The organism is Streptomyces composti, assembly GCF_012034205.1.
In the GTDB taxonomy this organism is placed as follows: Bacteria; Actinomycetota; Actinomycetes; order Streptomycetales; family Streptomycetaceae; genus Streptomyces; species Streptomyces composti.
Genome location: NZ_JAATEM010000001.1, coordinates 58,081 through 70,575, shown reverse-complemented (window position 1 = coordinate 70,575; position 12,495 = coordinate 58,081). Strand labels below are relative to the sequence as shown.

The 12,495-nt window shown below is 74.9% G+C and carries 11 protein-coding genes; 4 read left to right on the top strand and 7 right to left on the bottom strand.

Going from position 1 to position 12,495, the window contains the following annotated elements; genetic code table 11:
- Positions 1 to 102: 102 nt before the first annotated feature.
- The 4 genes from HCJ93_RS00330 to lnt form a co-directional block, all read right to left on the bottom strand.
- The gene (locus HCJ93_RS00330; protein ID WP_167990003.1) at positions 103 to 2,082 is read right to left on the bottom strand and encodes a helix-turn-helix domain-containing protein; all 1,980 of its coding nucleotides are present in this window, start codon (positions 2,080 to 2,082) and stop codon (positions 103 to 105) included.
- A 115-nt stretch (positions 2,083 to 2,197) separates the two neighbouring features.
- Positions 2,198 to 2,998 (bottom strand): 3-hydroxybutyrate dehydrogenase, encoded by an 801-nt coding sequence (locus HCJ93_RS00325; RefSeq protein ID WP_167990002.1) that lies wholly within the window; start codon positions 2,996 to 2,998, stop codon positions 2,198 to 2,200.
- Between the two features lie 55 nt (positions 2,999 to 3,053).
- Positions 3,054 to 3,533, bottom strand: a complete 480-nt coding sequence (locus tag HCJ93_RS00320; protein ID WP_167990001.1) for an NUDIX hydrolase — start codon at positions 3,531 to 3,533, stop codon at positions 3,054 to 3,056.
- Between the two features lie 123 nt (positions 3,534 to 3,656).
- A complete protein-coding gene (lnt, locus tag HCJ93_RS00315) occupies positions 3,657 to 5,264 on the bottom strand; it encodes an apolipoprotein N-acyltransferase (RefSeq protein ID WP_167990000.1) in 1,608 nt (535 codons plus the stop codon).
- 272 nt (positions 5,265 to 5,536) lie between these two features.
- Between lnt and HCJ93_RS00310 the strand changes: the two genes are divergently transcribed.
- A complete protein-coding gene (locus HCJ93_RS00310; protein ID WP_167989999.1) occupies positions 5,537 to 6,604 on the top strand; it encodes an O-antigen ligase family protein in 1,068 nt (355 codons plus the stop codon).
- A 79-nt stretch (positions 6,605 to 6,683) separates the two neighbouring features.
- On the opposite strand, the gene HCJ93_RS00305 is transcribed toward HCJ93_RS00310, so the two are convergent.
- Both HCJ93_RS00305 and HCJ93_RS00300 read right to left on the bottom strand, forming a co-directional pair.
- Complete coding sequence (locus HCJ93_RS00305; RefSeq protein ID WP_167989998.1) at positions 6,684 to 7,232, bottom strand: hypothetical protein; 549 nt, start codon at positions 7,230 to 7,232, stop codon at positions 6,684 to 6,686.
- A 230-nt stretch (positions 7,233 to 7,462) separates the two neighbouring features.
- The gene (locus HCJ93_RS00300) at positions 7,463 to 8,248 is read right to left on the bottom strand and encodes a glutamate racemase (RefSeq protein ID WP_167989997.1); all 786 of its coding nucleotides are present in this window, start codon (positions 8,246 to 8,248) and stop codon (positions 7,463 to 7,465) included.
- 58 nt (positions 8,249 to 8,306) lie between these two features.
- On the opposite strand from HCJ93_RS00300, the gene HCJ93_RS00295 reads away from it, so the two are divergent.
- The gene (locus HCJ93_RS00295) at positions 8,307 to 9,482 is read left to right on the top strand and encodes a glycosyltransferase (protein WP_167989996.1); all 1,176 of its coding nucleotides are present in this window, start codon (positions 8,307 to 8,309) and stop codon (positions 9,480 to 9,482) included.
- Between the two features lie 73 nt (positions 9,483 to 9,555).
- On the opposite strand, the gene HCJ93_RS00290 is transcribed toward HCJ93_RS00295, so the two are convergent.
- Positions 9,556 to 10,863, bottom strand: a complete 1,308-nt coding sequence (locus tag HCJ93_RS00290; RefSeq protein WP_167990374.1) for a TerD family protein — start codon at positions 10,861 to 10,863, stop codon at positions 9,556 to 9,558.
- Positions 10,864 to 11,191: 328 nt separating this feature from the next.
- On the opposite strand from HCJ93_RS00290, the gene HCJ93_RS00285 reads away from it, so the two are divergent.
- Complete coding sequence (locus tag HCJ93_RS00285) at positions 11,192 to 11,623, top strand: DUF6643 family protein (RefSeq protein WP_167989995.1); 432 nt, start codon at positions 11,192 to 11,194, stop codon at positions 11,621 to 11,623.
- A gap of 41 nt (positions 11,624 to 11,664) precedes the next feature.
- Positions 11,665 to 12,492, top strand: a complete 828-nt coding sequence (locus tag HCJ93_RS00280) for an MOSC domain-containing protein (protein ID WP_167989994.1) — start codon at positions 11,665 to 11,667, stop codon at positions 12,490 to 12,492.
- Positions 12,493 to 12,495 lie beyond the last annotated feature (3 nt).

Here is a 12,495-nt window from a genome sequence, read left to right as displayed (position 1 = left end):
ACCTCGTCACTCCGCTCCACCGGCCGGCCCCCGTGCGCGCCTCGCGTACGGGGGCCGGCGCGGTGCTGAGGGGGCGACGTGTACCGGGCCGGCCGTACGAGGTCAGTGCCCGAGCGGGCGTGCCGAGGGGCCGGAGAGGCGGTGCAGGCGCAGGGCCAGCTGTATCTCCAGGGCGCGGGCCGGGCTCTGCCAGTCGGAGCCGAGCAGGCGTCCGACGCGTTCCAGGCGCTGGGCGACGGTGTTCACATGGACGTGCAGTTCGTCCTTGGTGCGGGCGGGGCTCATGCCGCAGGCGAAGTAGGCGTCGAGCGTGCGGACCAGTTCGGTGCCCCGGCGCTCGTCGTAGGCGACGACCGGGCCGATGGTGCGGCCGACGAAGCCGGTGACGTCGCGATCGCCGGCCAGGAGCAGGCCGAGGAAGCCGAAATCCTCGGCGGCGGCGCCGTCGCCGGAGCGGCCGAGCAGGCGCAGGGCGTCCAGGCAGCGGCGGGCCTCCGCGTAGGCGGCGGCCACGGTGTCCGGACGGGCGGTGAGGCGTTCCACGGGGGCGGAGGCGCCGACGCTGACCGGTTCGTGGACGGCCGTGCCCAGGTGGCGGGCGGTGCGGCGGGCGACGTCCGTGGCGGTGTCGTCGCCGGTGAGCGGCACCAGCAGGACGGTGCCGCCGTCGCGGGCGGCGGCCAGGCCCTGCCGGGTCGCGGCCAGGTGCGAGGCGGCGGCCCACAGGCGTCTGCGGGTGTCGGCCTCCTGCTCGGCGTCGTCGGTGCCGCCCTCCAGGCGGGCGGCGAGCACCACGTGGGTGGCGTCCAGGTCGGCGTGGAGCCGGGCGGCGCGCTCGCGCAGCAGACGCGGGTCGCGGTCGCGGGCGTCGAGGAGGTCGTCCAGCAGTTCCCCGCGGACGCGCTGTTCCGCCTCGGCGGCGGAGCGGCGGGCGAGCAGCAGCAGCGAGGTGACCATGGCGGCGCGTTCCAGCGTGCGCTGGTCGACGGGGTCGAGCCCGGGGTGGCCGCGCAGCACCAGGGCACCGAGGAGTTCGTCGCCCGCGGCCACGGCGGCGATCCAGTCGTCCCCGTGCCGCACGGCGTGCCCCTCGGCGCGGGAGGACTCCAGGGCGCCGGGCGGGGCCGTGTCCGCCTCGGTGAACCGTACCTGGCCGTCCAGCACCTCGGAGACGGCGGCGGCCACGTCGTGCACCCCGCCGCCGCGCAGCACCAGCTCGGCCAGCCGGTCGTGGACCTCGGAGGCGCGCTCGATGACCCCGCTGCGGTCGCGGATGATCTCGTTCGCCTGCTCCAGGTCGGCGAGGGCGGAGCGGGTCTCGGCGAGCAGGTTGGCCGTGTCGATGGCCGCGGCGGCGAGGGCCGCGAAGGAGCCGAGCAGGGCGATCTGCTCCCGCTCGAAGACCCGGGCCCGCCGGTCGGCGGCGAACAGCACGCCGATCACGGTGTGCCCCAGTGTCAGCGGCACGCCGAGGATCGCCACCAGGCCCTCGTCGCGCACCCCGGCGTCGATGGCGCGGGTGTGCCGGAAGCGGTCGTCGCCGAAGTAGTCGTCGGTGACATAGGGGCGGGCGGTCTGGGCGACGAGACCGCCGAGCCCCTCCCCCATGCCCAGCCGCAGCTGCTGGAAGCGGGCGGACACCGAGCCCTCGGTGACCCGCATGTACGTGTCGCCCCTGGCCGGGTCGTTCAGGCTGAGGTAGGCGACGTCGGTGCCGAGCAGGGAGCGGGCGCGCTGCACGATCGCCCGGAGCACGGCGTCCAGGTCCCGCAGTCCTGCGAGGTCGTGGGCGGTCTCGAAGAGCGCGGACAGCTCGGCCTCGCGACGGCGCCGCCCCTCCAGCTCCGCGCGCACCCGCAGCGCGAGCAGCTTGGCCTGCTCCAGCGCGGCGATCCGCTCGGCGGGCCGCCCCTCGGCGCGGGCCAGCAGCACCGGCTGCTCATAGGCCTCGGCGGGCGCGCCGCGGGCCAGCAGCTCGAGGAACGGCGTCTCGGCGCCGCCGGGCCAGGGGCCGGAGGCGGGGCGCGGACGCCCCAGGGCGGGGACGCCGGGCCCGGCGGACTGCACATGATCGCGGGACATGACCACAGGATTCCTCATCTCCCGGCCGGTCCGGCAGGCCTGTGGAAAACCCGTTCCGGCCCCTCGGGCCCGCCGCGGGGCAGGCCGGTGCGCGGCCCGGCCGCCGCCGAGGCGTTCAGTGCGCGGTCCAGCCACCGTCCAGGACCATGGACGTGCCGGTCACGAAGGCGGCCGAAGGTCCGCACAGATACGCCACCGCCTCGGCGACCTCCTCCGGTTCGATCAGCCGCTTGACCGCGCTGTCCTGCAGCAGCACCTCGCTCAGCACCCGCTCCTCGGGGATGCCGTGGGCGCGCGCCTGGTCGGTGATCTGCCGCTCGACCAGGGGGGTGCGCACATAGCCGGGGTTCACGCAGTTCGAGGTGACGCCGTGCCGGGCGCCCTCGAGCGCGGCGGTCTTGGACAGTCCCTCCAGGCCGTGCTTGGCGGCCACATAGGCGGACTTGTAGGCGGAGGCGCGCAGTCCGTGCACGGAGGACACATTGACGATCCGGCCCCAGCCCTGCTCGTACATGTGGGGCAGGGCGCCGCGGATCAGGCGGAACGGCGCCTCGAGCATCACCGTGAGCACGGTGTGGAAGACCTCGGGCGGGAACTCCTCGATGGGGCGGACCAGCTGCAGCCCCGCGTTGTTCACCAGCACGTCCGTGCCCGCGGCGGCCGCCTCCGCGGCGTCCAGGTCGGTGAGGTCCACGACCTGCGGCTCGACCGCGCCGCCCAGCCCCCGGACCGCCTCGGCGAGCGACTCCAGTCCGGCGGCGTCCCGGTCGACGGCTCTGACCTTGGCGCCGGCGGCGGCGAGCCGCAGCGCGCAGGCGCGGCCGATACCACCGGCGGCGCCGGTGACCAGAGCGGTGCGGCCACCGAGGTCGAGCGGGGAGGCGTGGGGAGCCGGAACGGCACGGGAGGCGGTCATGTCCCCGACCCTAGGCAGCACCCGCACCCCGCCCCATGTGGTCAGCCCCTACACTTCAGCTGTTTTCCATAGGGTCGAACCATGTGGGGGCGTCCGACAGCGCCTGCTTGATCCGGAACCGCGAGAACTCGTGCATCTCCGGCAGGGCGTCCACCGGGAACCAGGCGACGTCCAGCGACTCGTCGTCGTTGACCCGCGCCTCGCCGCCGACGGCCCGGCAGCGGAAGGTGATGTCCATGTACTGGCAGATGTCGCCGTTGCCGTAGGTCACCGGCTGGAGCGCCTGCACCAGTACCACCCGCTCCGGCACGCAGCGCACCGCCGTCTCCTCCTCGACCTCCCGCACGGCGCAGGCGGCCGGCTGCTCCCCCGGCTCCGGGATGCCCCCGATCACGGACCACGTGCGGGTGTCGGCCCGGCGGTTCAGCAGCACTCTGTCCTCGTCGTCGAAGACGAGGGCGGTGACCCCGGGGAGCCACAGCAGCTGATGACCGGCGGACTCGCGCAGCGTGCGGATGAAATCAGGGGTAGCCATGCTCCCGACCCTAACCGGCCGGTCGGTCGCCCCGTCCCCGCTGCACCGGCCGTTCCCCCCGGGTACGCCGTCCTCCGGCGGACAGCCGTGCTCCGGCAGTACGCCGCCCCTCCAGCGGCACGGCTACGCGTCACCGGCGCGCCGGGCGCGCAGTCCGGCGCCGACGGCCCAGCCCAGGCCGCCCGCGGCGACCAGCACCAGGACGATCTCCGGAGCGATGCCGAACCGGGTCGCCGGGGTCTGCGTCGAGCGCAGCGGCACCTCCTGCACCAGGGAGTCGGCGACGAACATGCCGGTCCTCTGCGAGATCGTCCCGTCCGGCAGGATGACCGCGCTGACCCCGCTGGTGACCGGCACGGTCACCGTGCGGCTGTGCTCCACCGCGCGCACGCGGGACATGGCGAGCTGCTGGTAGGTCATCTCGCTGCGGCCGAAGGTGGCGTTGTTGCTGGGCACCGAGATCAGCTGGGCGCCGCCGGTGACCGTGTCCCGCACCGCCCAGTCGAACGCCGCCTCGTAGCAGGTCACCAGGCCCACCCGGGCGCCGCCCATGGTGAACACCCCGGGCTCACCGCCCCGGCTGAAGTCCTGGCGCACCATCGACGTCCACTCGTCGTTGATCGCGCCGATCAGCGGTCGCAGCGGCAGATACTCGCCGAACGGCTGGATCTGCCGCTTGTCGTAGGTGTCGACGGGGCCCTTCTCCGGGTCCCACAGGATCTGCTCGTTGAGCAGCCTGCCGTCCTTGGCCACCACGCCGCCGACCGAGACCGGCGCACCGATGGCCCTGGCCGCGCGGTCGATGGCGGCGCGCGCGTCGGGGTTGACGAACGGGTCGATGTCGGAGGAGTTCTCCGGCCACAGCACGATGTCCGGCCGCTCGGCCTTGCCCGCCTTCACCTGCTCGGCCAGGCGCACCGTCTCGCGCGCGTGGTAGTCGAGCACGGCCCGCCGCTGCGCGTTGAAGTCGAGCCCGAGCCGCGGCACGTTGCCCTGGATGACGGCCACGGTGACGGTGCCGTCCTCGGCCGCGTCACCGACCAGCGGACGGGCGGCCACGGCGCCCGCGACGGGCAGGACGACGCTCACCGCGCCGAGGACCGCGGCGGCCCTCCGCACCGTCCCGGTGCGCCGCGCCTCGATCAGCACCCGGGCCGACTCGGCCAGGCCGAAGCCGCACAGCACCACCGCGAAGCCCAGCACCGGCGTGCCGCCGACCGCGGCCAGCGGCAGGAAGACGCCGTCCGCCTGCCCGAAGGCGATCTTGCCCCAGGGGAAGCCCTCGAACGGCACCCGGGCACGGACCGCCTCACCGGCGATCCACAACGCCGCGGCCCACACCGGCCACGCCGGAAGCCGGGACACCGCGGCGACGCCGGCACCGACGAGCGCCACGAACACCGCCTCGATCACCACCAGGGCGATCCACGGCCCCGGTCCGACCTCCACGCCCGTCCACACCAGCAGCGGCAGCAGGAACCCCAGGCCGAACAGGTAGCCGAGGCCGAGAGCCGCCGTCCAGCGGCGTCCGCGCAGCACCCAGCCGAGGATGCCGAACGCGGGCAGGGCGAGCCACCACAGCGTGCGGGGCGGGAAGCTGGCGTACAGGAGCAGGCCGGAGAGGGCGGCCGCGGTGGCCGGCCCGAGCCGCGCGAGCCACCGCCCGCGCACGGGCGTGTTCTGCGGCGGCATCGACTCCGACTCGTCGACGGGGGCAACGGTGACGGTCACTCCGGGAGTCTAAGACGCCCTCCCCGATCGCCGACACCGGCACGGTTTCCCGGAGCCCCTGCCGGTCGGGGCGGCGGGTCAGGCGGGCCGGCGGCCGTGCGGGGAACCGGACGCGCGGTTTCCCGCGCCCCTGGAGCCCACCCCTCCTCACAGGACATCCCCAAATCGCCCACCAGCCGTTAACGTGTGCCGGTGCCCGGGTCGCACGGACGACCGGGGTCCTACACAGTCGGGGGCGACGCGTTACGGGGTGCGGGGTGGGTTCCACGGGCATGGCTGCTGCGGCCGGCGCGGAGGCGGACGGCGAGAGACGAAACGGACTGGACGTCGCGGGCGTCGTGGTCCTCGGCGCGTGTGCCGCCTGGCCGCTGATCACGGCGGCGGTCCGCGGCGGCCGCCCCGAGGGCATGCTGCTCGCCGTGCTCGCGGTGGCCGCCGGCTACGCGGCGGGCCGGATCGGCGCCACGCTGCTTCCGGTGGCCGCCCCCTGCGTCTGGGCGCTGGCCGGCGCCGGCCTGGCCGTGGCCGTCCCGCATCTGACGCCCGGGCCGCAGATGTCCACGCCGCTCGGTCACGCCGGGGCCACCGCCGCCGTGCTGGCCCTGTCCGCCGGCGCCGCGTGCTGTGCCGCCTGGGCGGCCACCGCCCGGGCCCTGCGGATCGCGCTGCGGCTGCTGGCGGCCGGCATCGCGGTGACCGCCGCCGTGCTCGGCTCGCCGGCCGGCTGCGTCGCCGGAGCGCTGGTGCTGCTGTGCTCCCTGGCCGCCGCGCGGGTGCGGCGCCGGGGTCCGGGCCTGGTGCTGCTGGCGCTGGCGGTCGCGTGCGTGGCCGGTACGACCTGGGCGGTGGCCCGTGACGCCCTGCCGGACGGACTCACCGCCTCCCTGGAGGGCCGGCTCTCCGCGCACCGCGTGGAGCTGTGGCGGGACGCGCTCGGCATGGTGCGCCGGCACGCGGGCCTGGGCGTCGGTCCCGGCCGGTTCGGGGAGCTGAGCGCGGCGTCCGGCGAGTCCGTGCTGTCCGACGGCAGACCCCACTCCGCGCCGCTGCAGCTGGCGGCCGAACTGGGTGTCGTCGGGGCGCTGCTGCTGGCACTGGCCTTCTGCTGGGTGCTGTACGCCTTGTGGCGCAGCCCCCGCTCCACCCCGGTCGTGCTGACCGCGGGCGCGGCCCTGACGGCGGTCGCGGCGATCTCCTCGGTGGGCAATGCGCTCAGCTTCACCGTGGTGTCGGTGGGCGTGGGCCTGCTGGCGGGGACGGCGACGGCGCGCCCCCTCGCCCCGGGTACGCCGCCGCGCACCCCGGACGCCCGGTCCCACGAGGACCGGCTCGCCAGATGAGCCGGGCGTGAACCGGTCCTGCCGAAACGTTCTTGCGTTCGCCTGCCCGCCCGGGTTCCCGCGTTCTCCCGGTGCGCGCTCAGCGCGCGGCGTTCGGCCGCTGCGGGCGGAGCCGGTCGCGGATGACGCGGACCGCGGCCTCGGCGTCGTCCACGGTGACGGTGAAGGTGTGGCCGTCCCACAGGCGCAGCAGCAGACCCTCGCCCCGCCGGACGACGACCGCCGTGCCCTTCTCGGGCCGCCAGCGGTAGCCCCAGCCGCCCCAGTGCCGCGGGGTGACGTGCGGGACGAACTCCGCTCCCGCGACCTGCGACAGCGGGATGCGGCGGCGGGGCACCCCGATGTGGCCGCAGCGCACCTCCAGATGCTCCTCGTCGACGCGCAGCGCCACATGCACGAAAGCGAGGGTGCCGAAGAGGACCAGCAGTCCCGCGGCGATGCACCCGACCACCGCCATGACCAGCGGTGCCACGGCGGAGGTCCACGCGGAGTCCACGGCCAGCGCGATCCCCAGGGCCATGCAGGCGGCTCCGGCCAGCGCGAGCAGCCACTGGGCGCGGTTGGTCGCGCGCCCGGTCCAGACGTCCGGGTACGGGGTGTGCTCACCGTGGGGGTGGTGGTCCCTCATACTTCGAGACTACTCAGGAATCGCACCGCGGGTACCGCGTCGCACAGCGTGACCGGACCTGCCGCGGTCCGCGCGGACCGCGCGGGCGGCAGGTCCTCGGCAGGCGCGAGCGGCGTCCGGGCAGGCGGGGCAGGAGGCCGGGGAGGCGCGGAACGTCCGGCGGAGACCGCGCGCCGGTGCTTCGGAATTCGGCGGATCCGGGCAGAACCCGGCGGATCCGGCGCCGCCGTTCAGGCCGTAGGGGTGACCTGCTTCAGCAGGCGGCCCTCCGCGTAGGTGAGGGCGGATGCGGGCAGCGTGCCCTCCCGGCCGCTGAGCAGGACCGTCAGGGAACCGCTCGCGGGGGCGTCGGGGGCCGGCTCGGCGCCGATGCGGCGCAGCGCCTGCGCGGCGACCGCTCCCGCCGAGCCGTGCAGGGCGAGCGGGGGCGCGTCGGGGCGCTGCACGGCGGTCCGGATGCGTTCGGCCACCAGTTCGTAGTGGGTGCAGCCCAGGACGACGGTGGTGACATGCTCCGGCGTCAGCTCCGCCGCGGCCGCGACCGCCTCGCCGACGGCGTTCTCGTCGGCGCGCTCCACGGCCTCGGCCAGTCCCCAGCAGGGCACCTCGGTGACGCCGACGCCGTCGGCGAAGTTGCGGATCAGGTCCCGCTGGTAGGGGCTGCCGGTGGTGGCCGGCGTGGCCCAGATCGCCAGGTGGCCGCCGCCCGCGGCGGCGGGCTTGATCGCCGGGACGGTCCCGATGACCGGCAGCTCGGGTTCGAGGCGGGCGCGCAGGGCGGTCAGCGCGTGCACGGTGGCGGTGTTGCAGCCGACGATCAGCGCGTCCGGGCGATGGGCCGCAGCCGCCTCGGCGACGGCCAGGGCGCGCTCGGTGAGGTCCTTCGGCGTCCGCGGGCCCCAGGGCATGCCGTCGGGGTCGAGGGAGAGGACGAGATCGGCGTCCGGGCGGAGACGCCGTACCGCGGCGGTGGCCGCGAGCAGACCGATTCCGGAGTCCATGAGCGCGATCTTCACCCGGCCACGATAGACGATGGGCCGCTACCGGCCGCCTCGGTGAGGCAGACTGCGCAGCGTGAGCGTGCTTGCGTGGACCGCCGTCGGATCCCTCGCCGCCTGGCTGTGGCTGCTGCTCGGCCAGGGCTTCTTCTGGCGCACGGACGTGCGCCTCCCGCCACTGCGGGAACCGGAACGGTGGCCGCGGGTGTGCGTGGTGGTGCCGGCCCGGGACGAGGCGGCGGTGCTGCCGAGGAGTCTGCCGTCGCTGCTGGCGCAGGAGTATCCGGGGCACGCGGAGGTCTTCCTGGTGGACGACGGCAGCACGGACGGCACCGGGGAGCTGGCGCGCGAGCTGGCGCGGCGGCAGGGCGGACTGCCGCTGACGGTGGCCTCGCCCGGTGAGCCGCAGGCCGGGTGGACCGGCAAGCTGTGGGCGGTGCGGCACGGCATCCGGCTGGCCCGTACCCGTGCGCCGGAGTACCTGCTGCTCACGGACGCCGACATCGCGCACGCCCCGGACAGCCTGCGGCGACTGGTGGCGGCCGCGCAGAACGGCGGTTTCGACCTGGTCTCGCAGATGGCGCGGCTGCGGGTGGCGAGCGGCTGGGAGCGGCTGGTGGTGCCGGCCTTCGTGTACTTCTTCGCCCAGCTGTACCCGTTCCGCCGGATCGGCAGGGACGGCGCGCGCACGGCAGCGGCGGCGGGCGGCTGTGTGCTGCTGCGCGCCGGGACGGCCGAGCGGGCGCGGGTCCCGGAGGCGATCCGGCACGCGGTGATCGACGACGTGGCCCTCGCCCGGGCGGTGAAGCGGGGCGGCGGCCGGATCTGGCTGGGGCTCGCGGACGGGGTGGACAGCGTGCGCCCCTATCCCCGGCTGCACGATCTGTGGCGCATGGTGTCGCGCAGCGCGTACGCCCAGCTGCGGCACAACTTGGCGCTGCTCGTGGGCACGGTCGCCGGGCTGGCGCTGGTGTATCTGGTGCCGCCGGCGGCGGTGGCGGCGGGCGCGGCGGCGGCGGACGGGCCGGCCGTGGCCGCCGGTGCGGCGGCCTGGCTGGTGATGGCCGGGACGTACGCGCCGATGCTGCGCTACTACCGGCAGCCGCTGTGGCTCGCTCCCCTGCTGCCGTTCACGGCGCTGCTGTACCTGCTGATGACCGTCGACTCGGCGGTGCAGCACTACCGGGGGCGGGGTGCGGCCTGGAAGGGCCGCACCTACTCGCGTCTGGACACCGTGCCCGAGGAGGGGTGAACGGGCCGCGGCCCAGGGGCACTTGCGGCCCTGTGCGGTCACGCGGCGGCTGCGGCCCCGTCCGCCCCCGGCCTCACTTGCGGCCCGGTGTCCAGTTCATGCCCCAGCCGTAGGCGTAGTCGATGGTGCGCTGCGGGCTGACTCCGCGCTCGGGCACCAGGTAGCGGGCCTCGCGCTGGACGACCAGGTCGCCGCTGCCGGAGTTGGTGATCAGGGCGAGGGCGCACACCGTCGAGGGCACCGTGCACTCGTCCAGCGAGAAGTCGATGGGCGCGCCGTGCTGCGGGGTCAGCGTGACATGGGCGTTGAGGTCGGCGAAGGAACGGGCGCCCTCGTAGATGGTGACGAAGACGAGGATGCGCCGGAAGTACTGCTTGTAGTCGAGGTTGACGCGGAGGTTCTCGCCGGTGGCGACGGCGCCGGTGCGGTCGTCGCCGTCCAGGTGGATGAAGGGCGGCTGGTGGAAGGAGCCGAAGGCGTTGCCGAGGGCCTGGACGACTCCCTTGGTGCCGTCGCTCAGTTCGTACAGGGCGCACAGGTCGAGGTCGAGGTCGGAGTGCATGGCGACCGGGCGGCCGAGCTTGGCGGCCCAGCCGGAGAACTGCTTGCGCACCTGCCAGTTGAGGTTCACGTGCAGGGTGCCGGAGGTGCCGCCCTGCTTGGTGAGCGAGACGGAGGGCGCCGACTTGGTGAGCGTCACCTTGGTGAGCCGGACCGGCGCGGGGGGTGTGGCCGGCGGGGGCGGCGCGGACGGCCGGGTCACGGGCGGCTGCGGCGGGGTGACCGGCCGGTTCATGGTGGGTGCGGCCGGGGGCGGCGGGGTGGCTGGTGCCGCCGGGGCCGGGGTGGGTGCCGCGTGCTGGGGCTCGTCCACGGTGATGCCGTAGTCGGTGGCGAGGCCCTCGAGTCCGCTGCTGTAGCCCTGGCCGACGGCGCGGAACTTCCAGGCGCCCTGGCGGCGGTAGAACTCGCCGAGCACGAACGCCGTCTCGGTGGTCGCGCCGGTGTCGTCGAAGCGGGCCGCGACGGTGCCCTGTGCCGCGTCCTTGACCTCGATGTAGAGGCCGGGGATCTGCCCGAAGGTGCCGCCGTCGCTGGAGGCGGCCAGGATCACCGTCTCGATGCCGGGCTCGATGCGGGTGAGGTCGACGAGGAGGGTGTCGGTGACCTGGTTGCCCGCGGTGCGCTTGCCCTCGTGCCGGACGGCGCCGGAGGCGTGGGCGGGCTGGTTGTAGAAGACGAAGTCGTCGTCGGAGCGGACCTTGCCGCCCACCAGCAGCAGAGCCGAGGCGTCGGCGTCGGGCACGCCGGGTCCCGAGCGCCAGCCCAGCTCCACCCTGAGTGCCGTGGCCGGCACCGGCGTGTTCGATCCCTTCGGCATTGACATGTCCGCCCCCATGAGGTCTTCGCGCCAGGCCCGTTCCCGGCATCCATCGGGTTGTCGTCGGCCCAACCTATTGCGGGACCAACCCCCTCATCCAGCCCGCCGCCGGTGACGGGCCGCGGGTGCGGATCCGGCCGCGGGCAGAACGGACAGGCAACCGCCGGTAACCCGCCTGGGCCTTGGCCTTTACACCAAACTTCGGCCACGCAAGGTCCGTTTTCATCAAATTCGCTCGCATTGGGGAACTCCAGACCACTGAAGACCCCTAAAACAACCCTCTTATCGGTCTCCCCAACCAGCACATCGTGGGCTTAACTTATGTGCCATGACCTCCCCCCGCTCCACCTATGGCGGCGGCTACTACTCCGCCTCCTTCCCGGACACTCCGATCTACGACTCGCTCGTGGCCGAGCGGGGCACCCCGCAGATCGCCCCGATCCGGGTCCCCGCCGCCTACGACGCGCCCGGCGGCTCGCTGCCGGCGCTCCCGTCGGCGCTGCCCGCCCTCCCGGCGGCACCGTCCCAGCCCGCGTACGGCTATCCGCAGGCCCCGCAGCCCGCACCGCTGCAGCAGGCGCACGCGCCGCACATCCCGCAGCAGGCAGGCGCGCCGCGCGGTTACCCCGGGCCCCAGCCGCAGCCGCCGCGTCCCATGGCCCCGGCCACGGGCTACGAGGCGATGCGCCCCGCGGCTCCCCGGCCGGCCCCGGCGCAGTATCAGGACCCGTACCAGAACCAGCAGTACCGCGGCTACTGAGCCCCTGCGGGCCACCGGCCGGCGACTGGCAGGATGGCCCCATGGGGAACCCGCGGCTGCACTCGATCCACGTCCATCCGGTCAAGGCGTTCCGGAGCGTTGCGCTCCCGGAGGTTGCCGTGGAGCCCTGGGGGCCGGCCGGTGACCGGCGCTGGACGCTGATCGACGACGGGGCGAAGGTCGTCACCCAGCGCCGGCAGCCGCGTCTCGCCCTGGCCGCCGCCGAGTTGCTGCCCGGCGGAGGTGTCCGGCTGTCCGCACCCGGCATGGACCCGATCGAGGTGCCCGTGCCGAGGCCGGGCCGCACCGTCAGGGTTCGGCTCTTCGACGACCAGGTCGACACCGTCCCGGCCGAGGACCCCGCCGCGCACGCCTGGTGCAGCACCTACCTAGGCGCCGACGTGCGCCTGGTGCACCTGGACGACCCGGCCACCCGCCGCCCGGTCGACCCCGAGTTCGCGCTGCCCGGCGAGACCGTCACCTTCGCCGACGGCTTCCCTCTGCTGCTCACCTCCACCTCCTCGCTCGACGCCCTCAACTCCCTCATCGCCGAGGGCGAGCACGCGGACGAGGGCCCCCTGCCGATGAACCGGTTCCGGCCGAGCGTCGTCGTCGACGGCGCCCCCGCCTGGGCCGAGGACGGCTGGTCCCGCATCACCATCGGGGAGGTCGCCTTCCGGGTCGCCAAGCCCTGCGGGCGCTGTGTGGTGACCACCACCGACCAGACGACGGCCCGGCGCGGCAAGGAGCCGCTGCACACTCTTGGACGGCACCGCGGATCGGGCGGCAGACTGGTGTTCGGGCAGAACCTCGTGCCCGTCTCGCCCGGCACCGTCCGGGTCGGGGACCCGGTCGTCGTCGTGGCCTGAGTC

Excerpts from the sequence above, each read along its gene's own strand:
- HCJ93_RS00330 (WP_167990003.1), bottom strand. The coding sequence starts at position 2,082 with ATGTCCCGCGATCATGTGCAGTCCGCCGGGCCCGGCGTCCCCGCCCTG.
- HCJ93_RS00290 (WP_167990374.1), bottom strand. The coding sequence starts at position 10,863 with ATGCCGAAGGGATCGAACACGCCGGTGCCGGCCACGGCACTCAGGGTG.
- HCJ93_RS00325 (WP_167990002.1), bottom strand. The coding sequence starts at position 2,998 with ATGACCGCCTCCCGTGCCGTTCCGGCTCCCCACGCCTCCCCGCTCGAC.
- HCJ93_RS00320 (WP_167990001.1), bottom strand. The coding sequence starts at position 3,533 with ATGGCTACCCCTGATTTCATCCGCACGCTGCGCGAGTCCGCCGGTCAT.
- HCJ93_RS00280 (WP_167989994.1), top strand. The coding sequence starts at position 11,665 with ATGGGGAACCCGCGGCTGCACTCGATCCACGTCCATCCGGTCAAGGCG.
- HCJ93_RS00310 (WP_167989999.1), top strand. The coding sequence starts at position 5,537 with ATGGCTGCTGCGGCCGGCGCGGAGGCGGACGGCGAGAGACGAAACGGA.
- HCJ93_RS00285 (WP_167989995.1), top strand. The coding sequence starts at position 11,192 with ATGACCTCCCCCCGCTCCACCTATGGCGGCGGCTACTACTCCGCCTCC.
- HCJ93_RS00305 (WP_167989998.1), bottom strand. The coding sequence starts at position 7,232 with ATGAGGGACCACCACCCCCACGGTGAGCACACCCCGTACCCGGACGTC.